The sequence below is a fragment of the Bradyrhizobium sp. CSS354 genome (assembly GCF_029051725.1).
GTDB lineage: Bacteria > Pseudomonadota > Alphaproteobacteria > Rhizobiales > Xanthobacteraceae > Bradyrhizobium.
Map to the genome: position 1 here is coordinate 492,368 of NZ_JAACFU010000002.1, position 24,849 is coordinate 517,216.

22 protein-coding genes and 1 pseudogene are annotated in these 24,849 nt (G+C 62.9%); 12 read left to right on the top strand and 11 right to left on the bottom strand.

Annotated elements, in window-relative coordinates:
• Positions 1-579, top strand: a complete 579-nt coding sequence (locus GWG67_RS06310) for a TetR/AcrR family transcriptional regulator (RefSeq protein WP_275168255.1) — start codon at positions 1-3, stop codon at positions 577-579.
• Between the two features lie 35 nt (positions 580-614).
• Positions 615-1,775 carry an iron-containing alcohol dehydrogenase gene (locus tag GWG67_RS06315; RefSeq protein WP_275168256.1) on the top strand — a complete coding sequence of 387 codons (1,161 nt, stop codon included), beginning with the start codon at positions 615-617 and terminating at the stop codon, positions 1,773-1,775.
• 524 nt (positions 1,776-2,299) lie between these two features.
• Here the strand turns inward: GWG67_RS06315 and GWG67_RS06320 are convergent.
• The 9 genes from GWG67_RS06320 to GWG67_RS06360 all read right to left on the bottom strand — a co-directional run bounded on the left by GWG67_RS06320 (position 2,300) and on the right by GWG67_RS06360 (position 11,870).
• Complete coding sequence (locus GWG67_RS06320) at positions 2,300-3,703, bottom strand: amidase (protein WP_275168257.1); 1,404 nt, start codon at positions 3,701-3,703, stop codon at positions 2,300-2,302.
• 188 nt (positions 3,704-3,891) lie between these two features.
• Positions 3,892-4,653 (bottom strand): SDR family NAD(P)-dependent oxidoreductase, encoded by a 762-nt coding sequence (locus GWG67_RS06325; protein WP_275168258.1) that lies wholly within the window; start codon positions 4,651-4,653, stop codon positions 3,892-3,894.
• 46 nt (positions 4,654-4,699) lie between these two features.
• Positions 4,700-5,425, bottom strand: coding sequence for an ABC transporter ATP-binding protein (locus GWG67_RS06330; RefSeq protein WP_275168259.1), 726 nt, complete (start codon positions 5,423-5,425; stop codon positions 4,700-4,702).
• On the bottom strand, positions 5,415-6,134 hold the full coding sequence (locus GWG67_RS06335; RefSeq protein ID WP_275168260.1) for an ABC transporter ATP-binding protein: 720 nt from the start codon (positions 6,132-6,134) through the stop codon (positions 5,415-5,417). Before GWG67_RS06335 ends, GWG67_RS06330 begins: the two co-directional genes overlap by 11 nt.
• Before the next feature lie 2 nt (positions 6,135-6,136).
• A complete protein-coding gene (locus GWG67_RS06340; protein WP_275168261.1) occupies positions 6,137-7,207 on the bottom strand; it encodes a branched-chain amino acid ABC transporter permease in 1,071 nt (356 codons plus the stop codon).
• A 12-nt stretch (positions 7,208-7,219) separates the two neighbouring features.
• Positions 7,220-8,086, bottom strand: coding sequence for a branched-chain amino acid ABC transporter permease (locus GWG67_RS06345; RefSeq protein WP_247385980.1), 867 nt, complete (start codon positions 8,084-8,086; stop codon positions 7,220-7,222).
• A 95-nt stretch (positions 8,087-8,181) separates the two neighbouring features.
• Positions 8,182-9,399: an urea ABC transporter substrate-binding protein gene (locus GWG67_RS06350; RefSeq protein ID WP_181956203.1), complete on the bottom strand. Its 1,218-nt coding sequence runs from the start codon at positions 9,397-9,399 to the stop codon at positions 8,182-8,184.
• Between the two features lie 57 nt (positions 9,400-9,456).
• The gene (locus tag GWG67_RS06355) at positions 9,457-10,452 is read right to left on the bottom strand and encodes an acetamidase/formamidase family protein (RefSeq protein WP_275168262.1); all 996 of its coding nucleotides are present in this window, start codon (positions 10,450-10,452) and stop codon (positions 9,457-9,459) included.
• A 17-nt stretch (positions 10,453-10,469) separates the two neighbouring features.
• A complete protein-coding gene (locus tag GWG67_RS06360) occupies positions 10,470-11,870 on the bottom strand; it encodes an amidase (protein ID WP_275168263.1) in 1,401 nt (466 codons plus the stop codon).
• A gap of 407 nt (positions 11,871-12,277) precedes the next feature.
• On the opposite strand from GWG67_RS06360, the gene GWG67_RS06365 reads away from it, so the two are divergent.
• Both GWG67_RS06365 and GWG67_RS06370 read left to right on the top strand, forming a co-directional pair.
• Positions 12,278-13,453, top strand: a complete 1,176-nt coding sequence (locus tag GWG67_RS06365) for a transporter substrate-binding domain-containing protein (RefSeq protein ID WP_275168264.1) — start codon at positions 12,278-12,280, stop codon at positions 13,451-13,453.
• A complete protein-coding gene (locus tag GWG67_RS06370) occupies positions 13,450-14,037 on the top strand; it encodes an ANTAR domain-containing response regulator (protein ID WP_275168265.1) in 588 nt (195 codons plus the stop codon). Before GWG67_RS06365 ends, GWG67_RS06370 begins: the two co-directional genes overlap by 4 nt.
• A gap of 55 nt (positions 14,038-14,092) precedes the next feature.
• Here GWG67_RS06370 and GWG67_RS06375 read toward each other — a convergent pair.
• Positions 14,093-14,329, bottom strand: a pseudogene (locus tag GWG67_RS06375) (NUDIX hydrolase); the annotation flags it as partial.
• Positions 14,330-14,593: 264 nt separating this feature from the next.
• Between GWG67_RS06375 and GWG67_RS06380 the strand changes: the two are divergent.
• Genes GWG67_RS06380 through GWG67_RS06415 form a run of 8 tightly spaced genes read left to right on the top strand, consistent with a single transcriptional unit; the run spans position 14,594 to position 24,036 of the window.
• Positions 14,594-15,988 (top strand): sugar ABC transporter substrate-binding protein, encoded by a 1,395-nt coding sequence (locus GWG67_RS06380; protein WP_275168266.1) that lies wholly within the window; start codon positions 14,594-14,596, stop codon positions 15,986-15,988.
• A 3-nt stretch (positions 15,989-15,991) separates the two neighbouring features.
• Positions 15,992-16,927: a carbohydrate ABC transporter permease gene (locus GWG67_RS06385; protein WP_275168267.1), complete on the top strand. Its 936-nt coding sequence runs from the start codon at positions 15,992-15,994 to the stop codon at positions 16,925-16,927.
• Positions 16,924-17,763: a carbohydrate ABC transporter permease gene (locus tag GWG67_RS06390; protein WP_247447685.1), complete on the top strand. Its 840-nt coding sequence runs from the start codon at positions 16,924-16,926 to the stop codon at positions 17,761-17,763. The genes GWG67_RS06385 and GWG67_RS06390 overlap by 4 nt, the downstream gene beginning before the upstream one ends.
• Complete coding sequence (locus tag GWG67_RS06395) at positions 17,760-18,812, top strand: ABC transporter ATP-binding protein (RefSeq protein WP_275168268.1); 1,053 nt, start codon at positions 17,760-17,762, stop codon at positions 18,810-18,812. Before GWG67_RS06390 ends, GWG67_RS06395 begins: the two co-directional genes overlap by 4 nt.
• Positions 18,813-18,816: 4 nt before the next feature.
• Positions 18,817-19,590: a GntR family transcriptional regulator gene (locus GWG67_RS06400; RefSeq protein WP_275168269.1), complete on the top strand. Its 774-nt coding sequence runs from the start codon at positions 18,817-18,819 to the stop codon at positions 19,588-19,590.
• A gap of 32 nt (positions 19,591-19,622) precedes the next feature.
• Positions 19,623-21,266 (top strand): arylsulfatase, encoded by a 1,644-nt coding sequence (locus tag GWG67_RS06405; RefSeq protein ID WP_275168270.1) that lies wholly within the window; start codon positions 19,623-19,625, stop codon positions 21,264-21,266.
• A 3-nt stretch (positions 21,267-21,269) separates the two neighbouring features.
• On the top strand, positions 21,270-22,244 hold the full coding sequence (locus tag GWG67_RS06410; protein ID WP_275168271.1) for a formylglycine-generating enzyme family protein: 975 nt from the start codon (positions 21,270-21,272) through the stop codon (positions 22,242-22,244).
• A gap of 1 nt (position 22,245) precedes the next feature.
• Complete coding sequence (locus tag GWG67_RS06415; RefSeq protein ID WP_275168272.1) at positions 22,246-24,036, top strand: chloride channel protein; 1,791 nt, start codon at positions 22,246-22,248, stop codon at positions 24,034-24,036.
• Positions 24,037-24,103: 67 nt separating this feature from the next.
• On the opposite strand, the gene GWG67_RS06420 is transcribed toward GWG67_RS06415, so the two are convergent.
• Complete coding sequence (locus GWG67_RS06420; RefSeq protein ID WP_275168273.1) at positions 24,104-24,826, bottom strand: GntR family transcriptional regulator; 723 nt, start codon at positions 24,824-24,826, stop codon at positions 24,104-24,106.
• Between the last annotated feature and the right edge of the window lie 23 nt (positions 24,827-24,849).

Consider the following 24,849-nt stretch of genomic DNA (forward strand, 5'->3'; position numbering starts at 1 on the left):
ATGCGAGTGAGTCGCAATCAGGCTGAGGAAAACCGGCAAAACGTCATCAACGTCGCAAGCCGCCTGTTTCGGTCGCGGGGATTTGACGGCATCGGGCTCAAGGACCTGATGGAAGCTGCCGGGCTGACCCAAGGCGCATTCTACAAGCAGTTTGAGTCGAAGGAGGACCTGGCCACGCAGGCGTCGGCGCGCGCGCTGGAGAGCGCCACACTTCGGTGGTCGACGGCCATCGCCGCGGCCCCTGAGGATCCCCTGCGGGCAGTGATGGGGTTCTATCTCAGCATGGATCATCGCGACGAAAAGATGGACGGCTGCCCGATCGTGGCGCTCGGCTCCGATGTGGCCAGACAGAGCAGCGAGGTGAAAGCGTCGTTTGAAGGCGGGATCAAAGCTCATATCGAAATCCTCAGCCGGCTGATCGCTGAAACGAGCGACGAAGAATCCAGGAGCAAAGCCATGGCCGTTCTTTCGACAATGGTCGGGGCGTTGACACTCTCACGCGTTGTCAACGATCCCGATCTCGCTCAGGCCTTTCTGAAAACGGCGTCGCGACAGATTCGCGACACTGTCGCCGCTTGAGGACCGGTGCTCGATAACTCACAGGGACAACGCAAATGCGCAAAGCAGGGATACACAATTTTCCGGCAATAGATCGTGTCGTATACGGCAAAGCTGCGTCTGACGCCTTGAACGATGAAGCGGTGCGGCTGGATGCCAAGCGCATCTTCCTGATCGTCAGCCGCACCTTGAACACCAGGACCGACGAGATCGAGAAGATCCGGCGCGCGCTCGGCGAAAGACATGTCGCGACCTTCGATGGAATTGCAGAGCACACCACGCGCAAGCAAGCTGCCGAGGTTGCCCGTCAAGCCAAGGATGCCGGAGCCGACCTGGTCGTCGCCGTCGGCGGAGGCTCGGCGATCGACCTCGCCAAGATCGTCATCATGGCGATGGAACATGACATCGCCGACGAAGCGGGTTTCGATCCCTTCCCGATGGGGCCTGGGGTCACCGTCTCACCGTTCCGATCGCCAAAAATTCGACAGATCGCGGTGCCGTCGACGCTGAATGGCGGCGAATACAATGCAGCAGCGCTTGTCACGGATGAACGCAACAGGCTGAAGCAGATTTTCTTTCATCCCCGGATGATGCCGGTGGCGATCATTCTCGACCCTGCGCTCACCGTTCATACGCCTTCCAAGCTGTGGATGGGATCGGGAACGCGCTCGATGGATCACGGCATTGAAGCCTTGTGCTCCCCTGCCGGCACCCCGCTCGCCGACGAGGTCGTCCTGGCGGGCATCCGCACCCTGCGCGACGGAATGCTCCGGACCTTGCAGCAACCTGATGATCTGGAGGCGCGCCGACTGTCCCAATACGGCGCGTGGCTCGCCGCTTTCGGCCTCCAGGCGCGGGTACCGATGGGAGCCAGTCACGGCATTGGCCATGTGCTCGGCGGAACGTTCGGCGTTCCGCACTACTATTGCACACCGGTCATCATGCCGAGCCTGCTTCGTTACAACAAGCCGTTCACTGAGGATGCGCAGCAACGCCTGGCGACGGCCCTTGGCGAGCCCGGTATGGAAGCCGCCGCCGCCTTCGCGCAATTCACCAAGAAACTTGGATTGCCCGGCCGTCTTGCCGACGTCGGGATTGGCGAAGACAAGTTTGACCAGATTAGCAAGATTGCAATCAATCATCGCTTCGTCCTGGCCAATCCGCGGCCATTCAAAAGCGAAGCCGACATCCTCGATCTGCTGCGAATGGCCGCTTAGCTATCAATCAGCAAAGTATCTCCACACCGATAGTTACGCGAAGCCGCAACGTGCGATTGGCTCATCAGAACAAAAACACCTGTTGAACTCGTGGAGGCCGCTGGAGCGCGCCACAACACGCTGCTTGCGTAAGCCTGTGGGATTCACACCCTGATAGGGGGTAAGTGGGTGCCGCAACTCAGGTCGACGCGCCAAACCAAGCCAAATTGCGCGGCAGCCGCCGGCCACACTACCCCCACTCGATTGTTGAGCAGAAAGTTTCGTCCTTGTTCTACAAGCACAAATCTCCACATCTGACGGACATATCCCGATGGTATATCCGCTGCAATTTTCGATCTCGAATTCACAGGATAATTTGCGCTGTTCGAAGTATCGGCGATATGGCTACCTGTCGGAGACGATCGACGAATAGTCTACAGAAGTGGCGGAAATCGCCACTTCTTGAACTGCCACAGTATCAATTCAAAATACCGTCAGTGATGCGGAAAGCGACGGTTCGGCCCCTGAGCCGGGCCGACATAGGTTCAATCGATCAGAGCACGCCGGGTGTGCCAGTCCGTCACCGATTGGAAGGCATGCCCGGAGCGGGCGAGCACATCCTCGGACAGATGAGGGCCGACCAGTTGCATGCTCAGCGGTAGGCCGTCCGACGCTATGCCGTTCGGCAGCGTGATCGTCGGGCTGCCGGAGAAGTCGAACACCGCGGTGAAGCGCAGGATGCTGAGCAGCACACCCGGATCTGCGCCGTATTCCCCCATCTTGGTTAGCGTCGGGATCGGCACGGGCATGGTGGGAATGAGCAGCAGGTCGACGTCACGGAACAACGCGGAGAGGCTGCCGCAGAACTTCAGGCGCTCGTGATGGATCTGCGCGATCTCGACGCCGCTCATTGACCTCCCCTGCTCGATCAGCTGCGCCAGATCGGGGCCGTATTCCGACTTCCGCGACGGATAGGTCTCGAGATGCGCCTCCGCGGTCTCAATCGAGCACATCGGAATCCACATGCTCACGAGCTTCTCATAGGCCGGAAACTTGACCTCGCGGATGTCGGCCCCCAGCGCCGCAAGCGTCCGCTCGGCGTCCAGCAGCGCGGCGACCACCTGCGGATCGATCCCATTCTGGGTGTAGCTGCGGTCCATGCCGATCCGTAAGCCTCGAATGCCGTCTCCGATCGCGGCTAGATAGTTCGACACCGGCGCCTGCAGCGCCGTCGGGTCGTTGACATCCGCTCCCGCGATCACGCCAAGCATGGCGGCCGCATCGGCTGCGCTTCGACACATCGGCCCGACGTGGTCGAGCGAGTCCGCCAGGGGAAAGATGCCGTGACGGCTGACGCGTCCCCAGGTCGGCTTGATGCCGGTCAGCCCGCAGGTCGCGGACGGAAACCGGATCGAGCCGCCGGTGTCGCTACCGATCGAGCCGAAGCAGAGCCCCGCCGAGGTCGCCACGCCCGATCCGCTCGAGGAGGAGCCGACCCAGTAGTCGACGTTCCAGGGATTGAGCGGCGCCTGATCGTCCGGATGGTGACTGGTGTAGGCACCCTCGGTCATCTTCAGCTTGCCGAGCGTAACGGCGCCGGCATGCTCGAGCCGGTCCACGATCGTCGCATTGAAGGACGGGACGAACTTGGCGTGGATCGTGGTGCCGCCCGCCGTCGGCGCAAAGGTGGTGTAGCAGAGATCCTTCAGCCCGATCGGCACGCCGTGTAGCGGCCCGCGCCAGATCCCTTTCGCGAGCTCCGCGTCACAAACTTTCGCCCGAGCCATGGCGCGCTCGGCGAGGACGAGTGCGTAGCCGTGAAACCTGCCGTCGAGCTTCTCGATCCGGCTCAGCATGGCCTCCGTCACCTTCGACGGCAGGAGCTCACCCCGGCGGAACAGTTCGGAGAGTTCGGTGATCTGCTTGTAGTGGATTGGATCGGTGGACATTGGAGGCTCTTCTTCTTGGTGTTATTCTCAACTGAACGACAAACTCGGTGCACCTCGCCCGCTCGCGGGAGAGGTCGCGCCGCTGCACGGATAAGGGCTTTCTCCTCTTGGGGATTCCCGACGCGGAGACACCCTCTCGCCGATCCTCCCCCGCAGGCGGGGGGAGAAAGCGCGATGCGCTCGCGGCCCTAGAACTGCACGCCGCGCGTGAGCGCGCCATCGACCACGAGGTTGGTCCCCGTAATGAAGCTTGCAGCCTTGCTGGCGAGGAACACCGCACCGTTCGCCATTTCCTGCGGCGTGCCCATGCGGCCGGTCGGGTTCAGCGCAAGTGCAGCCTTGTACAGCTCGGGATTGCCATCCTTGATCTGGTTCCAGACGCCTCCCTCGAAATAAGTGTTGCCCGGCGAGACCGAGTTGGCGCGGATGCCCTTGCCAGCAAGCTGGAATGCGAGCCCTTGCGTGTAGTGGATGATCGCGGCTTTGAACGTGCCATAGGGCCCGCTGGCGAAATCGACCTCGCGGCCCGACACGCTGGAGATGGTGACGATCGCGGCGGCCTTGCTCTTCTCCAGATACGGCATCGCCGCATTGACCAGCCGCACAGTGCCCATCATGTCGGTGGAGAACTCCTTCTCCCAGCTCTCCTCGTCCTGCCCGATCGACAACGCGCTGACATTGGCGACGACGACGTCGATGCCGCCGAGCCTGGAGGCCATATCCTCTACCCAGGCCTTGAGCGCCGGGCCGTTGGAAACGTCGACCGAGCTGCCGAACGCGGCGACGCCCTTCGCCTTGATCGCGGTGACCGCGTTGTCGACGTCGGCCTGGTTGCGCGAGCAGATGCCGACATTGGCGCCTTCGGCCGCAAACGTGTCGGCGATCGCCCTGCCGATGCCCTTGGTGCTGCCCGTGACGAGAACCCTTGCTCCCTTGAGTCCCAGATCCATGTTCATTTCCTCCCTATCGACGACTTCAAGACACGCATGCTGCCATTCAGAGCAGAAGCTGTTCGCGGACGTTCTCCTCGTTGACCTCGGCGCCTGCCAGCGACTGCGTAATCTTGCCCTTCTCCATGATGTAGCAGCGCTCGGCGACCGCCAGGATCGTGTCGAGGTTCTGCTCGACGAAGATGATGGTGGTTCCGAGCTCGTTGCGGAACGACCGCAGCGCCTCGCAGATGTGCTGGACGATCGACGGCTGGATGCCCTCGGACGGCTCGTCCAGGATCATGAGCGACGGATTGCCGATCAGCGCCCGGCCGATGGCGAGCTGCTGCTGCTCGCCGCCCGACATGGTGCCCGCGGCCTGCCGGCGACGCTCCTTCAGCCGCGGAAAATATTCATAGACGAGCTCCGGCAGCTTCTTGCCGCCGGGGCCGCCGATCAGCTCTCCGACCTGAAGATTCTCCTCGACGGTCATCTGTGGAAACACGTCGCGCCCTTGCGGGATGTAGCCGAAGCCGGCCCGCGCCCGTGCATCGGCTTCCAGCGCCGTGACGTCCTGCTCCATGAACTGTATCGTGCCGCGCCACGTCTGCAGCAGGCCGATCAGGCATCGCATCAAGGTCGATTTGCCGACCCCGTTGCGGCCGATCACGCCGACAATCTCGCCGCGCGCGACCGACATGGTGACTCCCTGCAGGATCGGCGTCGCACCATATCCGGCCCATAATTCCGATACGTGCAAAATCCGGTCGGTGGGTTTGGGCTTAGTGAGCATGGGTCTTGCCGAGATAGATTTCCGCGACCTTCTCGTCCTGCAAGATGCTCTCGAGATCACCGCGCGCAAAGATCTTGCCGAGATGCAGCACCGTGACGCGCTGGGCCACCTGGCGTACGAAGGCCATGTCGTGCTCGACGACCAGCACCGTCATTCCCTCGGCATTGAACGATTTGATCAGCTCCCCGGTCTTGTAGGTTTCTTCCGGCGACATGCCGGCCGTCGGCTCATCCAGCAGCAGGAGGTGCGGCTTGAGCGCCAGCGCCATCCCGATCTCGAGCCATTGCTGCTGGCCATGCGACAGCGCGCCCGCGAGCTTGTCGCTGTCCGGTGCGAGGTTGAGCAGCGTCAGCAGGCGATTTTCCTCCGCGATGCGTTCCGCGCCGGACAATCGCTCCTGGAGCGCAGTCTGGATGTTCTGTCGGACCGGCAATTCCTTGAACACGCTCGGGGCTTGCATCTTGATGCTCATGCCCCGCTGCACGCGCGCATAGGGACGCTCCTTGGTGATGTCGACACTGTCGAACAGGATGCTGCCCTCGGTCGGGGGGTAGAGACCCACGATCAGCTTGAACAGCGTGCTCTTGCCGGCGCCATTGGGACCGATCAGGCAGTGGACCTCGCCGGCGTTGACCGTGAGGTCGACGCCGGAGACCGCGGTCAATCCGCCGAACCGCTTGGATACGCCTTTGACCTCGACCAGCGCCATGATCAGGACTCTTCCGACTGCAAGCGACCGGCCTCCGCGATGACGTCACCGTCACCGCGACGTCGTCCGCGCGACCAGTCCGCAACGAGCTTGCCGATGCCGAGCACGAAGCCCTGCGGCGCCAGCATCACCGTGGCGAGCAGCAACGCCCCCATCAGCACCAGCGCGGCCTGCTGGCTGTAGACGGTGATGGTCTGAAAGCCGAACAGCAGCAGGAACGACCCGACCAACGTCGCCGTCAGATCGCTGCGCCCGGAGAAGGCGACCCAGACGATCGGCATCGCGGCAGCCGGCAAGCCGATGCTGGACGGTGTGATGAACTGCCCCCAGGATGTGTACAGCGCACCACTCAGCCCAGCGAGGCCGCTGCCGATCACGAATGTCAGAAGCTGATATTTGCGGACGTCATAGCCCAGCATTTCCGCACGCTGCGGATTTTCGCGCGTCGCCACGATGACGTTGCCGATCCCCGAGTTCACCAGCATCCGCAGCGCGAGATAGACGATCACGATCAGCGCGACCATGACATAGTAGAGCGCCGATCCCTCGATGTAGAAGTCACCCACGGTCAGCGGGTCCATGCCCTTCATGCCGTTGAAGCCGTTCAGCCGGGCCGGACCGATATGCCATTCCGGTCCAGCCGTCTGGCCGAGGAAGAAGGCCAGCACCAGCGTTGCGGACAGCGTAACGATGCCGAAGAAGATGCCATTGATACCGCCCCAGATCATGAAGTAGCCGAGGATGCCCGCCGCGATCATCGCGAGCACCACGGAGAGCACGAGCGCGGCAATCGTCGCGCTCCCGCCGCCCATGTTGATCGCGAGCACGCCGTAACCGTAACCGGCAATACCGAAGAACAGGGTCTGGCCGAACGAGAGCATCCCGCCATAGCCCCACATCAGGCAGAGGCCAAGTGCCATGAAGATCCAGATCAGGAAGTAGGCGAAATTGCCGACATCGTAGGAGTCGGCGAACAGCGGGTAGGTCAGCGCCGCGCCCAACCCAACCAGGAAGCAAGACCAGAACATCCTGCCACGTCCAAGGGTCTGTGGACCTTCCAGCAGCTTGAACATCAACATCTCCTCTTACCGCCCACGCCGAACCAGCACGCTGGAGAGCCCTTCGGGCAGCACGCGGATGATCAGGATGACGGCCACCAGCATGCCGATCTGCCCTATAATCTGGCCGTAACTCGCGTTCAGCGCCATCCGGATCATCGCCAGGAACACCGCCGCCGGCGCCGTTCCGAGCAGCACATTGGCTCCGCCGATCACGACAGTGACGAAACTCTCGACGACGAACGTCGCCCCCATGGTCGGAATCAGCGTCATGGTCGGCGCGTATAGCGCCCCGCAAAGCCCGGCGAGGCCGGTGCCGATCCCGAAGCTGATGGCATAGATGCGTCCGGTGCGCGCGCCGAGTGCCTTCGCCATCGCCGCATTCTGCATGGTCGCGCGGGCGATCACGCCGAACCGCGTCTTCATAAAGATGATGTAGAGGCCGGCCAGCACGGCCACCGCGCAACCGAACAGAACCAGGCGATAGGTCGAGAACGTATAGCCGCCGATCGCAAAACTTCCCTCTGGCGTTCCGATGCCGCGCACGGCAGAGCCGACGATCAGGAGCATCGATTGCGTCACGATAAGGCTGAGGCCCCAGGTCGCGAGCAGCGAATCCAGCGGCCGCTTGTAGAATCGCCGCACGACGAGGAACTCGACGAGAACTCCGATGAGACCCGCGGTGACCGCGGCCAGGATCTGTGCGATTGCGAGCGGCACACCGAGATTCACCAGGCCAACGGTGACATAGGCGCCGCACATGATGAACTCGCCATGCGCCATGTTGATCACGCCCATCATGCCGAACACGATGGCGAGACCCGCGGCCGAGAGAATGAGGAACGCGAAGACGTCGGCGAACTGGTAGAATACCGAGAACACTTCAGCCGACATCCTGTCACCCCCGCCGCTCCCGGCGCCGCGTCGTTGCGGCGCCGGTTTTGTTCAGGATCGTAAGACTCAACACGAGCAAGATCCGTGCCCGAACATCACGACTTCTTGGGAAGATGGTTTGGCGTGTACTGATCCTTGTCGTTCTTCTTGGTCAGATCGCAGCCGATCTCGCCGAGCCAATAAGGCTGGATCGTGCCATAGTCCTTCTCGACCTTCACCTCATGCTTTGGTCCAACCGAAATCAGGCGCATGCGGTGAGACGTGTGCTGGCTCTTGGGATCGATGCAGACCTTGCCTTCGGGAGCATCGATACACGCATCGCCGGTGGCGATGACCTTGCGCATGTCCTCGAGCTTGATCGACTTCGCCTTCTCGACCAGCGCCTTGTACATGTAAAGCGCGTTATAGGCGTTGTACCCCATGTCGTTGATGTAGAGCTCGTCGGGGAATTTCGCGTGCCATCGCTTCTTGAACTCGGTGGCCTCGGGCGTGTCGATCTCCTCGAACCAGTTCGCGGTCGCGTGCATGTTGTTGAGCGCCGGCGGCTTGAACCGCTTGTGCTCGAAGCCGAGCATGACCTTGATCGACGAGCCCATCGGCAGGTTGAGGTTGGCCGCGGCCGCCTGTTCGAAGAACGAATCCTGGGCGGCGCCGACATTGATCGTCAGCAGCCAGTCCGGCTTCGCCTTCTGGATGTTCTGGATGGTCTGCGCGAATTGCGACACGCCGAGCGGAATGAATTCCTCTCCGACGACCTCGCCGCCCAGGTCCTTCATGATCTTGCGGTTCCACTCCGCCGAGATCTGACCGAAGTTGTAATCGGCGGCGATGACATAGACCTTCTTGCCAAACTTCTCGACCATCCAGGGGATCAGCGTCGAGAACTGCTGCTCGGGCACCGCGCCCATGCTGATCATGCTGGCGTCGCAGACACCACCCTCGTACTGGTTGGTGTAGAAATACGGCGTCGTCGTGCGATCGACGATCGGACGCAGCGCCTCGCGCGAGGCTGAGGTGATGCCGCCGATCAGCACGTCGACCTTGTCCCGATTGAGCAGGCGGCGGCCAAATTCCTGATAGCGCGCGTTGTCGCCTTGCGGATCAAGGTGGATCAGTTCGATCTGCCTCCCCAGGATACCGCCACTCTTGTTGATCTCCTCGACAGCGAGCTGCGAGCCGTGCAGCTTCGGCATGCCCATGAAGGCGAGATCGCCGGACACGTCCTCGAGCAGGCCGACCTTCAGTGGCGGCTCCGCTGCGCGCCCAACACTCATCGACGCCACTGTGCCGAGCAAGGCGCCGAGCAAAACCATCCGTAATTTGCGTCCCGAATTCATCGTGATGTCCCCTCTATGGAAAGCGGCTGGGTGTCATGGCTTGAGGTAATTCTTCAGGATGGACGCCCCCATCGTGTATTTGGGGTCCACCATGTTGCCGAGGCGCATGCGGCCGGCCTGGCTGAGCAGCATGTAGGCGTCGATCTCGTCGAAGCCGTAGTCGGCCGCCATCCATCGCACCAGCTCGCGATAGGCGATGCGCGCCGCATCCTCGAGCGGACGCGCGCTGCCGATCGTCATGATGAAGTCCTTGGTCTCGAGCCGCGGCCAGGCGAAGCTCCAGTTCTTGATCAAATCGACCTGGAGCGTGACGGTCGCACGCTGCTCGAGCGCAACGCCGGAGAGTTCGCCGTCGCCCTGCGTCGCGTGGCAGTCGCCGACGTAGAGCATCCCGCCGTCGGTATGTACCGGGAAATAGATGATCGCCCCTGGCGCGACGTCGGGCAGGTCCATATTGCCGCCGTGATAGTCCGGCTGCAGCGACGAGATCGCCTCGATCTCCGGCGAGACGCCGATGGTGCCGATGAAGGGCTCGTAGGGTAGCGTGAGCCTGTCGTTCCAGCGCACGCCGCTCTTGTCGACATGCAGCTTCTTCACGCGCTCCCGCAACGGCGGATTGAGCAGCGCCGTCGACCCGGTCCCGACCAGCCCGCCGAACTCCGGAATGATGCAGGTCGTGCCGGCCGGCTGCTCGCCCCGTGTCTCGACGTCGCGGATATAGATCGCGAGGCAATCGCCCTTCTTGGCGCCATTCACCGCGATCGGCCCGCATTGCGGATTGAGATAGGGGAAGTTGAGCTTGGCGGTGGGGCTGTCGGTCTCCTTGGTCAGCACGCCGCCGAACGCATCTTCGGTTTCGATGACGACCACCCCGCCCGGGTCGATCGACAGGGTCGGCTTGGCATAGGGACCGTAGACGTAATGGAAGTCCCCCTGCTGCTCGATGGTCAGGCTATGGGTCGCGCCGGTCGCGCCCTTGGCGACGGCGCGCCTGGCCAAGATGGATGTGTTCAACCAGTCTTCGGACATGAGATCGGCTCCTCGGCTCAGATCGCGGGATGACGCTTGTGCCAGTCGGTGACGCGCTGGAACGCATCGCCTGCGCGAACGAGGCCGGCCTCTTCGAAGTGACGGCCGACGAACTGGAAACCGACCGGGCCGCCATTCGCCGCGGAGCCGCCGGGCAATGTCACGGTCGGACTCCCCGTCATGTCGAACGGGCATGTAAAGCGGAGCAAGCCTCCAATCAGCGAGGCGTCCTCACCGAGCGCTGCCATCTTGGCAAGCGTCGGCGCGGCGAACGCCTGGGCCGGGATCGCGAGAAGATCGACCGTCTCGAACAGCGCACGCACGGCGCCGCGAAACGCTTCGCGTCGGAGCACAATCTTCTGATAGTCCATGCCGGACTGTTGCCGGCCGAGATCGAGCAGGCCCGCCAGCGCCGGGCCGTACTCGTCCTTGCGTGCCGGATAGGTCTCCTCATGCGCGACCGCGACTTCGATGCCGCAGAGCGGGAACCAGTCGTCGATAATCGCCTTGGGATCGGGAAAGGCAACTTCCTTGATCTTAGCACCGAGATCGGCCGCCACCCGCAACCCCTCGGCCAGCACCTTTGCCGCATCGCCGTCGGTGCCGTCGCTGGTCCAGCGCCGGTCGACGCCAATGGTCACGCCGCGCAGATCACCGGTCAGCCCGGCAAGATAGTCAGGAACCGCCAGCGGCACCGCCGTCGTGTCCTTGGGGTCCTGCCCCGCGATTACGCCGAGGATGGCGCCGCAATCGACCGCGCTTCGCGCCATCGGACCGATGTGGTCCAGCGTCGCGGCGAGTTCGAAAGCGCCGTAGCGGCTGACCCGTCCCCAGGTCGGCTTGAGGCCGGTGACGCCATTGGCCGCGGAGGGAAAGCGGATCGAGCCGCCGGTATCGGTGCCGAGCGAGCCGAAGCAGAGGCCTGCTGCCGTCGCGACGCCGGAACCGCTCGACGATGCGCCCGGCCAGAGATCCGCGTTCCACGGATTTTTCGGTGGGTCGATCTTCGGATGATGATCGGCGTAGGCGCCTTCGGTCTGCTGCAGCTTGCCAAGGATGATGGCGCCGGCGTCCTTCAGCCGCGCCACGACCGTTGCATCCTCGGTGGGGCGGAAGTCACCATGGATCGTCATGCCATGCGCGGCAGGTGCACCCTTGGCCCAGCAGAGATCCTTCACCGCCACAGGCACACCGTGCAGCGGCCCCCTGATCTTGCCGGAGACGATCTCCTTTTCGGCCGCGGCGGCATCGGCGAGCGCCGAGTCAGCCATCACATAGGCAAAACTCTTGAGCTTGCCGTCGAGCTTCTCGATCCGCCCGAGCATCGCCTTGGTCGCTTCGACCGGCGACAGCTCTTTCGCCTGGATCTTTCGTCCAAGGTCGACGAGCCCGAGATAGTGGAGATCCGTTTCCGCCATCGCTCTTTATCCTCCCGCTCACATGACACACCGCCGTCTCGCGCATGCGCCACCGTTCTGGCGACGCGGACGCATCGCCAGCTTCTTCGGCGGCAAACGAAAAAAGCCACCCGTCCCTCCCGAATGAGGCGACGAATGGCTCAAATGCCGCGGCTATGATCTGTCGCTTAGGGTCCGTGATCGAACGAAGCACTTAGTGCAAGGAACTGGACGTCATCGGCCAGATCGGCGCACGCGAGGTTCGACAGGTTGCCCTGTAGGAGAAAAGTCTAAGTAACTGCCTATCGCGTTGTCAACGATGCTGTCTGCCTAAATTTCGAGAGTGCTGCGCAGCAAAACGGCAAGCCACTTGCGCAGTCATCCGCGATGATGATTTCATCTTCGCGTTACTTGATCGAAAGCTGTCAATGACAAAGCCGTCTGTTCCCGTTGGCATCATCTGCTCGCAGTCCGGGCCTTATCAGGCCATGGGACGCGAGATCCTCAAGAGCGCGATGATGGCGGTCGACGAGATCAACAGCCAGACGGACTTCGACTTCGCGATCGCGCCTCATGTTCGCGATCCTCGCGGCATCGTCTCCGAGTATCACACCGTCTGTGACGACCTCATTCGAAATGTCGGCGTCGCGCACATCATCGGCTGTTACACCTCGGCCTCGCGCAAGCAGGTGCTTCCCATCGTGGAGCGCACCGATCGCCTGCTCTGGTATCCCGCCCGCTACGAAGGCTTCGAGTGCTCGGACAACGTGATCTATGTCGGCGCCTCTCCCAATCACAACGTGCTGCCGCTGGTCCGCTACGTGCTCGACAATCTGTCGCGGGAGATCTTCTGCGTCGGCTCCAACTACGTGTGGACTTGGGAGACCAATCGCGTCACCCGTGAACTGGTCAGCGCGGCGGATGGCCACATCCTCGCCGAGCGGCTGCTCGAGCTCGGCGAGAGCGCCGTCGGTCACATCGTCGACGAGATCGTTCGCCGCAAGCCGCCAATCGTGTTCAACACACTGGTCGGAAGCTCGAGCTACGACTTCATCCGCGCATTTCACGCCGGCACCAGGGCCGCGGGGCTGGTGATTCCCATGCTGAGCTGCAGCCTGTGCGAGCCGGAACTGGCGATTGTCGGGCCGGCATCGACCGGATGCATCACGTCGTCCGCCTATTTCGAGAGCATCCGCCTGCCGGAGAACCGCGCCTTCGTCGCGCGCTGGAGGGCGCGCTACGGGGAGGACAGCAGCCCTTCCGTCGACGGGCAATCCGCCTATGTCGCAGTCTATCTGCTGGCGCGCGCGCTGCAACGCGCGGGCACGTCTGACATCTCCGAGGTGCGACGCGCCGCGGCCGGATATCGCTACAATTCGCCGCAAGGACCGGTGTGGATCGACGGTGGCAACAATCATTGCGTCCTTACACCGCGGCTTGCGGTATCCAATCCGCAAGGACAGTTTGATATCTTCTGGGAAGCCGACGCGCCTGTTAAACCTGATCCTTACCTGACGCAGCTCGACGTCGCCGTCAGTCCGTCGAAAGAAACCTCGGCGGGCGGCGCATTGCCGAACGCGCCGCATTTGCGGGTTGTAAAATGAGCAGACCGTCTTCATTTTCGCTACGCGGACGCAAGGCGCTCGTCGCCATCAAGGACGAACGCGACGCAACCATCGTGCGACGCCAGTTCGAGCGTCTCGGGATCGAGGGGGTTGCATGGTCGCCTGCGGAGCCCGTCACCTTCGCTCCCGACCTGTCGCTGATCGACGACGAGTTCCTGCCCCTGCTGCAAGCGGCGCAACGTGCGTTCCTCGCGCGATCGCCTGTCATCGCCCTGCTCGGCACCGAGACGCCAAGCCGCCTCAAGCTGGTGTTCGAACTCGATCCGGCTTCCTTCCTCATCAAGCCGTTGCGATCGGCCGGCATTTACGCAGCGGTCGTCATGGCGTTCGAGCGCAACGAACGCACCAGCGAACTGAAGCAGCAGATTCTCAAGCTCGAACAGCGCCTGCGATCACGTCGCGTCGTTCTGGCTGCCGTTCTTCAGGTGATGCATTCGCATGCGCTCGCCGAACCTGCCGCCTTTGCCCTGATCCGCAGAACCGCGATGGAGCAGCGCAAGACGATCGAAGAACTCTCGGCGGAGATCACGACCAGGGGCATGCTCCCGCGCGCAGCAGGTTAGACTGTCCCGTTCTACTCTGCACAGAGCGCGGCAAGGCACGCCGCCTATTTCGGAATCAGCTTGGCGCGTAGCGCGAGGTTGGAGGCAATTTCCACCCGCGCGCTTTCGCCATTCCGCCCGGTCGAGCTCCTTCTTGTCGCCGAGCTTGAGGGGGGCCCGGGGCCTTCCTGCTCAGGAAGATCGCATCGCTCATCCTTCGGCCGGACCTGCGGTTCGTGCCGTTGACTTCCTTCCACAACCTCAACTCACCAAGCCTGAGCTTGGGGAGCTCCGCCATGATCTCGCGATAGACCGGCGATCAGCCGCAACGTGGTCGACTTGCCATAGCCCCGACGGTCCTGGCAGCACCAGCAGCGAGCCCCTTGTCCGCCGTCAGACTGCTGTCATCGAGGCCGGGCATCGCACCCCACGACTTTGAGACCTCATTCAGTGTAATGGCCGACATTGGCCAGTCGCTCTCAAGCAGACACAGGCTGGTCGCGGTTGACATGTTATAACATTTAAGTAAATGTCTTAACTAACCGGAATTATAAATCCGGATTTTCGGGAGGACCGCATGCCGTCATTCAAGCCGACGCGACGAACGCTACTCAAGACCGGAACCGCAGCCGCCGCCGTTGCGACGCTTGGTCCGGCCTTTCTCCGGCAAGCCGCAGCACAGGACACCGACCTCGCGCCCTACAAATCCGCTCAGATCGACTGGCAGCAGGTCTCCGGCGAGACCATCACGGTCGCCGTGATCCCGGCGAGCTACTTCGAAAACCTCATCACGCTTACGCCGCAGTTCAAGGCGCTGACCGGCATTGATGTCCGTTTCGAAAAGATTCCGCCGGCGCAGATCCGTCAGAAGAGCGTCATCGACCTGACCTCGAAGACCGGCACCTACGCGACCCATGCCGCGGACCCCATGTATTACGCGCTCTACGCCGCGAACAAATGGGTGGAGCCGCTTGACACCTATCTGAACGACAAGTCGCTGACCGACCAGGCATGGTTCAAGCTCGACGACATCATTCCGGCCTGGCGCAGCGCCAATGGCATCGACGGCAAGCTCTATGGCATGCCCTATGACGGCGAAGTCACCATTCAGGTTTATCGCAAGGATCTCTACGACGCGAAGGGTCTAAAGCCGGCCGACACGCTCGAAGCCTATATGTCGAACGCCGCGGCGCTGAACACGCCGAACGACCGCATCTGGGGCGCAGCGCTGCGCGGCGTCGCCGGTGCCGGCCAGAATATGTACATCTATCCGTCAATTTTCCGCGAATTCGGCGGCGACTGGATGAAGGGCGGCAAGCTCACCGTCAATGGCCCCGAGGCCGAGGCGGCGCTCGCCTGGTACGTCGATATCATGAAGAAGTACGCGCCGACGGCGGCTGCGAACTGGAACTGGCCCGATATTGCCGACGCCTTCTCGCAAGGCACCGTCGCCAGCTACATCGACGCGCATTCCTCGGCCTCGGTCATCAACAATCCCGAGAAGTCCAAGGTCATCGGCAAGGTCGCCTTTGCGCGCTGGCCCAAGGGCCCATCGGGCACGCGCACCACCTCGATCTGGAACTGGGGTTTTCCAATCAATTCCGCGCTGCCCGAGAAGAAGCGCAAGGCGACGTGGCTTTTCATTCAATGGGCCGCGAGCGCCGAGACCCAGGCGCGCACCGCGCATCGTTTTGCAGGCCCGACCAAGCGCTCCGGCGTCAACCGCACCTCGGTTTGGAAGGATCCGGAATACATCAAGCTCATGAACGGCTTTGGCGAGAATTTCGTCGAAGCCACGATGGGCGCTCTGCAGGATGATACCGACGTCGACTGGCGCCCGCGCGTGCCACAATGGCCGGCGATCGGCGACACCATGGCAACCGCGATCCAGTCGGCCCTCTCCGGCCAAGCCACGATCAAGGCCGCATTGGACGATGCGCAGCGCCGCATCGAACCCATGATGCGCGGCTGAGCCATGGCGACGACAGCGGCGACATCAGCCGGGATCGCGAGTGAGGCGCCTCGCAGCGATTTCGGTCGGGTCTTGGCGCAGCGCGAGCGCCGGTTTGCAGCGGCCCTGCTTGCACCGGCGTTTCTCGCCCTGCTCGCCACGACGACGTTCCCGCTGCTCTTCCTGGTCTATACCAGCGCGTTCCGGCTGGATCTGGCGATGCCGTTCACCAACGGCTTTGTCGGATTCGAGAACTACCAGGTGCTGCTCTCCGACGAGCGCTTCTGGACGTCGCTGCTGGTAAGCCTCGTCTACACCGGCTCGACCGTCGCGCTCCAGGTCATCATCGGGCTGGCGCTCGCCTTGCTGGTCATGGACATGAAGCGCGGCCAGGGCTGGTTTCGTGTTATCGCAATCCTGCCCGTCGTTCTGTCGCCGGCCGTCGTGGGCATGATCTGGCGCACCTTCATGCTGGCGCCGGAATTCGGCATCGTCGACTTCCTCGCCATCAACGCCGGTCTCGGCAGCAAGAACTGGCTCGGCGATCCCACGCTTGCGATGGTCTCGGTGATCGCAATCCATACCTGGCAATGGACGCCGTTCGCGTTCATGGTGCTGCTGGCCTCGCTGGCCTCACTGCCCGAGGACATCTATGAGGCCGCGCGGCTTGATCGGGCTTCCGCCTGGCAGCGCTTCCGCCGCATCACCCTGCCCTTGCTGCGGCCCGCAATCGTGATGGTCATCATCATGCGGACGATGGTGGCGCTGACCGCGTTTGCTGCGATCTTCACCGTCACCGGCGGCGGTCCCGGGACTGCGACAGAGATCCTCAACCTCTATGCCTACAGGAAATCCTTCACCGAGCTGTCAATCGGGTACGGTGCGGCGCTGGCGGTGGCGCTGCTGATCGTGACCATCATCATCTCCGGCATCCTGTTTGCCCTGCGGAGGGCGAAGTGACGGCAAAGCGTCTCCGCGCCATCGCCTTGCTCGCGATTTCCATGGTCTTCCTGCTGGCCTGGGCCTTCCCGATCATCTGGAGCGTGCTGAATTCGCTCAAGACCGATTCCGACGTGCTCGCCTATCCGCCCAAGCTCGTTTTCTCGCCGACGCTGGAGGCTTATCGGGACGTACTGTTCGGCTCCGGATCGATCCTCCCGAACCTCCTTTCAAGTGCCATCATCTCGGTCGGCACTACTATCGTCACCATGTTGATGGCGGTGCCCGCGGCCTATGCCCTGGCGCGCCTGCGCTTTCGCGGCAAGAAGTTCGCGGGCTTCTACGTATTGGCAACCCAGATGCTGCCACCAGTCGGCATCATCATCCCCTACTTCCTGGTGCTGCGGAACATCGGCTGGATCGACACCTATCAGGGCATCATCCTGATTTATCTGTCGTTCTCCCTGCCGTTCGCGATCTGGCTACTGGTCTCCTATTTCGAGGACATTCCCTTCGAGATGGAGGAAGCCGCCTATCTCGACGGCGCCAGCAGGCTCAAGACGCTGTGGCGCATCATCATTCCGCAGGTCCGCGGCGGCATCGCCGTAACCGTCGTGTTTGTGTTCCTCAATGCGTGGAATGAGTTCCTGTTCGCCGTTGTGCTCAGCGGCAACACGGTGCGGCCGGTGACGGTGGCCATGTTCAATTTCGTCTCCGTTGAGCAGACGCTGTGGGCCAAGCTCGCAGCGGTCTCGGTCCTTGCCATGCTGCCTGTCGTCGTGCTCGGCGTAGTCGCACAGAAGCATATCGTAAAGGGCTTGACGGTCGGTGCAGTCAAAGGCGGAGGGCGCCGATGAGCGGCCAGGGTCAGGTCAGTTTTCGCAACATCGTCAAGATGCACGGCGAGTTCGCCGCGCTCAAGGGCGTCAATTTCGACATCAAGCCGGGCGAGTTCTTCGCGCTGCTCGGCCCCTCTGGTTCGGGCAAGAGCACCACACTGCGCATTCTCGCCGGCCTGGATGCGCCCACCGCCGGCCGCGTGCTGATCGACGACAAGGACGTCACCTCGACTGACGCGCGCGATCGTGACATCGCCATGGTATTTCAAAGCTACGCGCTCTATCCGCACATGACGGTCGCAGAGAACATCGCCTTCCCACTTGAGATGGCCAGGCTGCCAAAGGCACAAATTGCTTCCGCCGTGCAAGAAGCGGCAAGAAAAGTGAAGATCGACCACCTTTTGGATCGGAAGCCGGGCCAGCTCTCGGGCGGTCAGCAGCAGCGCTGCGCACTCGCCCGCGCCATTGTGCGCAAGGCGCGGCTCTTTTTGCTCGACGAGCCGCTATCAAACCTGGACGCGAAGCTGCGGCTGGAGACCCGCGCGGAGCTTAAGAAGCTGCAACGCTCGCTGGGCGTCACCGCGGTCTACGTCACCCATGACCAGGAAGAGGCCATGACGCTGGCCGACCGCATGGCGGTGTTCATGTCAGGCGAGATCCAGCAGATCGGCACGCCCGCGGAGGTTTTCGCGCGCCCGAACTCGATCGACATTGCCGGCTTCATCGGCAATCCCCCGATGAACCTCGTTCCCGCCCGCTATGTCGACGGCGACGTGATCATCGCCGGGCATCGTCTCAAGACGACGACCACAACCGCGGGCAAGCGTGATGTGGTGGTCGGGCTTCGTCCCGGCGCCCTGCGCATGACGGAGGGCGGACTCGGCGCGCGCGTCGACCTGATCGAGGACCTCGGAGATACCGCCGTGCTCGATCTCGACTGCGCTGGCACCATGATCCGCATGCGCGTCAGCGACGGCAACATTCCCAGCGAAGGCGAGACCATCTCGATCACCGCCCGACCCCGGGACATTCACTTGTTTGATCCCACGACCCGCATGCGGCTCTGACACCATGGCTGTTCAAACCCGCAAGAAGAAACCCGCTCCGCTCGGCAGCGATGTCGTCGCGGAAGGCTCGACGCCCCTGCACGTCCAGATTCGCGAGTCCATTCGCAGTCAGGTTCGCGACGGCAAGCTGATTGACGCAACTGGCCGTCTGATGACCGAGGCCGAGCTCGGCCGTCATTTCAGCGTCAGCCGCATCACCATCCGCAATGCCATTGCGCCGTTGGTGAACGAAGGCATGTTCGACCGCTCACGCGGCCGCGGCACATTCCTGCGCTCGAACCAGCCCGAGAACTGGGTCGGCCGCCTCATGGGCTTTTCGGAGACCATCCGCGACGCCGGCTACCATGCCGGCGCCAGGATTTTGCAGCAAGGCATGACCAATCGCCACGACGCCGCCGTTCGCGATCAGCTGCGCGAGCGCGCCGTCTGGCAACTCAAGCGTCTCCGGCTCGCAGATGAGACGCCAATCGCGATCGAGCACGCCTTCTATCCGCCGGACATCGGGCTCGAGCTCGAAAAGCGCGACCTGGTCTCGATTATCATGTATCGCGTCTTCGAGGACGAGTTCGGCCTTGCCATCAAGGATGCGCAGCAAACCATAAGCGCCGATCTTGCCGACGCCAGCAGCGCAAAACTGCTCGGCGTGAAGGTGGGGTCCCCCCTGCTTGCCATCGAGCGCGTCACCTTCGGCAAGGACGGACGGGCGCTGGAGCTTCTGCGCGCGGTCTATTTGCCGAACTATTTCCGCCTCAGCATCAGCCTGACTCGCCGCCACTGAGATCGCCACACGTCAATAACGAGGACACAAACATGCCGAATGGCGCAAAGACCCCTGATAAGCCCAACATCCTGCTCATACTCAACGACGACATGGGCTTTTCGGACATCGGCTGTTACGGCGGAGAGATCCAGACGCCGAACCTGGACCGCCTCGCGGCCAACGGCTTGCGCTATTCGCAGTTTTACAACACCGCCCGCTGCAGCCCGTCACGCGCCTCGCTGCTCACCGGTCTGCATCCGCACCAGACCGGCATCGGCATCCTCACTTACAGCAACGGCCCGGAAGGCTATGCCGGCAACCTCAACAAGAGCTGCGTGACGATCGCCGAAGCGCTCAAGAGCAGGAATTATACGAGCTATCTCAGCGGCAAGTGGCACATCGCCAGCAGCCTCACCGAGCCGACCGACGCGTGGCCGATGCAGCGCGGCTTCGACCATTTCTACGGCACCATCATCGGCGCCGGCAGCTTCTATCACCCGAATACGCTGACCCGCGGCAACGACAATATCGAGCACGAGGCCGTCAAGGACCCGTCGTTCTTCTATACGGATGCGATCAGCGACCAAGCTGCCGCCTTCATCCGCCAGCACAGGTCGGAAAAGCCCGACGCGCCGTTCTTCCAGTACGTCGCCTACACCGCCCCGCACTGGCCGCTCCACGCCCATGACGAGGACATAGCAAAATACAAGGGCCGCTTCGACGCCGGCTGGGACAAGCTGCGCGAGGAGCGCCTCAAGCGCCTCGTCGAGGACGGCATCATCCATCCGAACTGGCGCCTGACCGACCGCGACCCGACCCAGCCCGCGTGGACCGACGCCGAGCAGCGCGAATGGACGCTGCGCTGCATGGAGGTCTACGCGGCCCAGATCGACCGGATGGACCAAGGCATCGGGCGTATCCTGAAGGCGCTGGAAGAAACCGGCCAGATGGACAACACGCTGATCATCTTCCTCTCGGACAATGGCGCCTGCGCCGAGGACATTCCGGAAGGCGTCACCGCGAAGGAGCTGGTCGACCAGCTCATGATCGCGCAGGCAAAGACGCGCGACGGCAGGCCGGTGCGCTTCGGCAACGATCCAAGGCTCATGCCTGGCGGCGAGGACACCTACCAGAGCTACGGCACCGCCTGGGCCAATCTCTCCAACAGCCCGTTCCGGCTCTACAAGCACTGGGTCCACGAGGGCGGTATCGCCACGCCGTTCATTGTGCACTGGCCGCGCGGCATCGCCGAGAAGGGCGGCCTGCGGCACAATCCAAGCCAGCTCACCGATGTGATGGCGACCATCCTCGACGTCACCGGTGCCACCTACCCCAGTGAATACAACGGCAACACTATTTTGCCCTGCGAGGGCGAGAGCCTGGTGCCATCTTTCGCGGCGGCCTATGGCAATCGGGGCCCGCTGTTCTGGGAGCATGAAGGCAATGCGGCCGTGCGCGTTAGCAAGTGGAAGCTGGTGCGGAAATATCCCGGCCCCTGGGAACTCTACGACATGGAAACCGACCGCACCGAGATGAACGATCTGGCCGCGCAGCATCCGGATCGCGTCCACGAGATGGCGGCGCAGTATCAGCAATGGGCCAATCGCTGTGGCGTGATCCCGCGCGAGAAGATTCTCGAACTGATGAAGGCCGCGGGCGGCACGGCCTTTTGGGAGGAAGAGAAGCAGACGTAGGACATGACGAAGGATCGCTCGCACTGTTGCACCGAGAGCGCCGCCGACAAGGGGTCGGCGACGGGCAACGATGCGCAGGCAGCGATCCTTCCCAGTCTAACCCCGATCCCGCGCCGCTGGAGCTCAATGATCGTCGGAACCTTCCACATGGGATCTGCCGACAGGGGCTTCGTTGAAGATGGCGAAGGCCCGGTGCGGCCCGTCACGCTGTCGCCGTTCGCTATTGCCTGTCACGCCGTAAGCAACCTGCAGTTCGGCGACTTCGTCCGTGCCACAGGCTACACGACCGAAGCCGAACGCTACGGCTGGAGTTTCGTCTTCGAGGGGCTCCTGCCGGAAGAGACGCGCACTGCGCAAACGGCGCGCGTTCGCGAAACGCCCTGGTGGATCCGGGTGTTGCATGCTTACTGGGCGCAACCGGAGGGCCCGTCGAGCAGCATTCTGGACCGGCTCGATCATCCGGTCGTCCATGTCTCCTGGAATGACGCTCAGGCCTATTGCGCGTGGTCGCGCACGCGGCTTCCGACCGAAGCGGAATGGGAGATGGCCGCACGCGGCGGGTTGGACCAGGCCACCTATCCGTGGGGCGATGAGCTTCAGCCAGGCGGCGAGCATCGTTGCAACATCTGGCAGGGCGATTTTCCGAGCCGCAACACTCTGGACGATGGCTATCTCGGCACGTCGCCCGTCCACGCCTTTGCGCCGAACGGATGCGGCCTGCACAATGTCGCCGGAAATGTCTGGGAATGGTGTGAGGACTACTTTTCGCCGAGTTATCACCGCCTCACAACATCTCACGATCCCTTGAATCGCGAACTAGCCCCGAACCGCTCGATGCGCGGCGGATCCTTCCTTTGCCACGAATCCTACTGCAACCGCTACCGCGTCGCGGCGCGAAGCTCCAATTCACCCGATTCGTCATCGAGTAATACCGGCTTCCGTGTCGTGCGCGCTGAACCCCCGCGGGATCCGGCATAGGATGGCGCCAGCCTCACATGCCGGGAAGCCGGCTCAAGCTGCCGGCATCCGTTTGCTGCCGCTCTTTCTGCGCAACTTCGTGCGCAATCGCGAGACCGGCCTTGTGCTGGTCGCCATTGTCATCGGACTGCTCAGCGGCGTTCTCGTCGCCACCATCTCGGGCCTCAGCCAGGTGTCACATGCGCTGCTGTTCGATATTCCCTTCGACGCACATCTCAGCGCCACCGGGGTGATTTCGTGGCAGCGAACACTGCTGATCCCGATGCTCGGCGGCCTTGTGCTCGCGCTGATCGGGCTCTACTTCGCCCGACGCGTAAAGGGCCAGCAGCTCGCCGACGCGATCGAGGCGAATGCCCTCTATGGCGGCCGGCTGTCGTTTCGCGGCAGCCTCCTGATTTCGATGCAGACCCTGCTCTCCAACGGCTTCGGCGGGTCGGTCGGACTGGAGGCCGGCTACACGCAGATCTGCGCGATGTTCGGTTCTCATGTCGGCCAGCGCCTCGCCGCACGACGTAACGACATGCGGCTCCTGGTCGCCTGCGGCGCCGCGGGTGCGATCAGCGCTGCGTTTTCTGCACCTCTGGCCGGCGCCTTCTACGCCTTCGAGGTCGTGCTGGGCGCGTACACTTCCGCCGCACTTGTTCCGGTCACCGCCAGCGCCGTTACTGCGTGGCTGGTCGCGCGGCAATTGACGCACCAGTCGTTCCTGATGGTGCCCGGCTTCCCCTCACCGGTGTCCGTCGAGATGATCGGGCAAACCGTGCTGATCGGCGTCATCTGCGCCTTCGTCAGCATTATCGTCATGCTCGCAGTCGCGTTCTCGGAACGGTGCTTTCAGCGCATCACGGTATTCAAGGGATTCGTACGGCCGATCCTCGGAGGCCTGCTGCTCGGCGGCCTCGCCCTGCTGACGCCGACCGTGCTCGGCGCCGGCCACGGCGCGATGCAGATTCTGCTGGTCAGCAATCCGACCTGGCTCCTGCTCACGACCACCATCGTGTTCAAGATCCTGGCCTCCGCCATCTCGCTCGGCTCGGGCTTTCGCGGCGGCCTGTTCTTCGCCTCGCTCCTGCTCGGCGCGCTGATCGGGCAGCTCTACAGCGTCGTGCTGACCGGGCCTCTTCCCACGATCGCGCTTCAGCCCGGCACCGCCGCGATTGCAGCGCTCGCCGCGCTCGGAACCGGCGTGCTCGGAGCACCCTTCAGCATGGTCTGTCTCGCGCTCGAGATCACCGGCGATTTCTCCGTCACCGTTGGCGCCGTGGTCGCCTCGTCGGTCTGCGCGCTGATCGTCCGCGAGCTGTTCGGATACAGCTTCGCGACATGGCGCTTCCATCTGCGCGGCGAGGCGATCCGCGGCCCGCAGGACATTGGCTGGGTCCGGCAGATGAGCGCGGCATCCCTGATGCGCGCCGACTTCGAGAATGCGCTGACGACGATGCCGATCGGCGAGGCGCAAAGGCAGTTCTCGCCGGCGCTGGTCCGCCAAATCGTATTGCGCGATCCCAACGGCATCTATGCGGGCATCGTGCCCGCCGCCACGCTGCATTCCGTGGCCAGTCAGGACGAGGAACTGCTCGGGTCGCTGGCGCAGCAACAGGGTGAATACCTGCTCCCGACCACCCCGGTCCGCGAGATCCTGAAAGCTTTCGAGCGCAGCGAGGCCGACGTCCTTGCAGTCGTCGACGGCGCCGACAGTCGCACAGCGATCGGCACGCTGAGCGAATCCCACGTGCTGCGGACCTATGGCGAAGAACTTGAGCGTCGGAACCAGGAATTATTTTCCCGTTAGACGGTCAAAGTCCGGGTTTGAGCGTGACCTTGCCCGAAAGCCGCTCTGCGCTCTTACGGATTAGGCTCTATGGCCGCAGGTCCATGTCGATACGCACGAAATCTCCTCGATAGGTGACTTCGCCGAGATAGATCACGGTGCGGTCGCTGGTTGTGAAGACGCGACGGACTTCGGCCACGGGAGAGTTCAGGGGCACGCGCAGCAGCCGCGCCGCCTCGAGATCCGCGGTGCCAATCGTGAGCGTCTGACGGGCGCTGGCGATCGCGGGATCCTTGAGATCGTTGAGGATCGGAATCACGGTCTCATTGCGGAAACGCTTTGGCGACCTGCGAAAGATCTTCTCGTCGAGATAGATGGAAATGACGCAGTAAGGCTGCTTCCCGCGTGAGTGCAGACGGCGCATGAAGACGTATTTCTCGGCCGGCTTGCCGTCCTCGGCAAGCAGCGGCGCGTTGCTGCGGCTCTCCGAGATGTTGATGATCTCCGGAGAGGTGTCGCGGTACATGTCGGCGAGATCGGACAGCGTAGTCTCGACCTTAAGCCAGCGATCCTGCCGCACGGTGCCCGTGACAAACGTGCCTCGTCCCTGCTGGGCCTCGATCACGCCGTCGCGGGCAAGCAGCTCGACCGCCTGACGGATGGTGACGCGCGACACGCCGAACTCGGCCGCAAGGTCCTCGTTGGCTGGCAGGCGAAAGCCACGGGTCCAGGTGCCGCGCGCAATCCGCTGGCGGAAGATGTCGGCAATCTGCGCGTACTTGGGGACGTGACTGTCGGAACTCAATTCCATCTCGCCCTCCGGAATTCAGGCCG

Excerpts from the sequence above, each read along its gene's own strand:
- GWG67_RS06310 (WP_275168255.1), top strand. The coding sequence starts at position 1 with ATGCGAGTGAGTCGCAATCAGGCTGAGGAAAACCGGCAAAACGTCATC.
- GWG67_RS06315 (WP_275168256.1), top strand. The coding sequence starts at position 615 with ATGCGCAAAGCAGGGATACACAATTTTCCGGCAATAGATCGTGTCGTA.
- GWG67_RS06320 (WP_275168257.1), bottom strand. The coding sequence starts at position 3,703 with ATGTCCACCGATCCAATCCACTACAAGCAGATCACCGAACTCTCCGAA.
- GWG67_RS06325 (WP_275168258.1), bottom strand. The coding sequence starts at position 4,653 with ATGGATCTGGGACTCAAGGGAGCAAGGGTTCTCGTCACGGGCAGCACC.
- GWG67_RS06330 (WP_275168259.1), bottom strand. The coding sequence starts at position 5,425 with ATGCTCACTAAGCCCAAACCCACCGACCGGATTTTGCACGTATCGGAA.
- GWG67_RS06335 (WP_275168260.1), bottom strand. The coding sequence starts at position 6,134 with ATGGCGCTGGTCGAGGTCAAAGGCGTATCCAAGCGGTTCGGCGGATTG.
- GWG67_RS06340 (WP_275168261.1), bottom strand. The coding sequence starts at position 7,207 with ATGTTCAAGCTGCTGGAAGGTCCACAGACCCTTGGACGTGGCAGGATG.
- GWG67_RS06345 (WP_247385980.1), bottom strand. The coding sequence starts at position 8,086 with ATGTCGGCTGAAGTGTTCTCGGTATTCTACCAGTTCGCCGACGTCTTC.
- GWG67_RS06350 (WP_181956203.1), bottom strand. The coding sequence starts at position 9,399 with ATGGTTTTGCTCGGCGCCTTGCTCGGCACAGTGGCGTCGATGAGTGTT.
- GWG67_RS06355 (WP_275168262.1), bottom strand. The coding sequence starts at position 10,452 with ATGTCCGAAGACTGGTTGAACACATCCATCTTGGCCAGGCGCGCCGTC.
- GWG67_RS06360 (WP_275168263.1), bottom strand. The coding sequence starts at position 11,870 with ATGGCGGAAACGGATCTCCACTATCTCGGGCTCGTCGACCTTGGACGA.
- GWG67_RS06365 (WP_275168264.1), top strand. The coding sequence starts at position 12,278 with ATGACAAAGCCGTCTGTTCCCGTTGGCATCATCTGCTCGCAGTCCGGG.
- GWG67_RS06370 (WP_275168265.1), top strand. The coding sequence starts at position 13,450 with ATGAGCAGACCGTCTTCATTTTCGCTACGCGGACGCAAGGCGCTCGTC.
- GWG67_RS06380 (WP_275168266.1), top strand. The coding sequence starts at position 14,594 with ATGCCGTCATTCAAGCCGACGCGACGAACGCTACTCAAGACCGGAACC.
- GWG67_RS06385 (WP_275168267.1), top strand. The coding sequence starts at position 15,992 with ATGGCGACGACAGCGGCGACATCAGCCGGGATCGCGAGTGAGGCGCCT.
- GWG67_RS06395 (WP_275168268.1), top strand. The coding sequence starts at position 17,760 with ATGAGCGGCCAGGGTCAGGTCAGTTTTCGCAACATCGTCAAGATGCAC.
- GWG67_RS06400 (WP_275168269.1), top strand. The coding sequence starts at position 18,817 with ATGGCTGTTCAAACCCGCAAGAAGAAACCCGCTCCGCTCGGCAGCGAT.
- GWG67_RS06405 (WP_275168270.1), top strand. The coding sequence starts at position 19,623 with ATGCCGAATGGCGCAAAGACCCCTGATAAGCCCAACATCCTGCTCATA.
- GWG67_RS06410 (WP_275168271.1), top strand. The coding sequence starts at position 21,270 with ATGACGAAGGATCGCTCGCACTGTTGCACCGAGAGCGCCGCCGACAAG.
- GWG67_RS06415 (WP_275168272.1), top strand. The coding sequence starts at position 22,246 with ATGGCGCCAGCCTCACATGCCGGGAAGCCGGCTCAAGCTGCCGGCATC.
- GWG67_RS06420 (WP_275168273.1), bottom strand. The coding sequence starts at position 24,826 with ATGGAATTGAGTTCCGACAGTCACGTCCCCAAGTACGCGCAGATTGCC.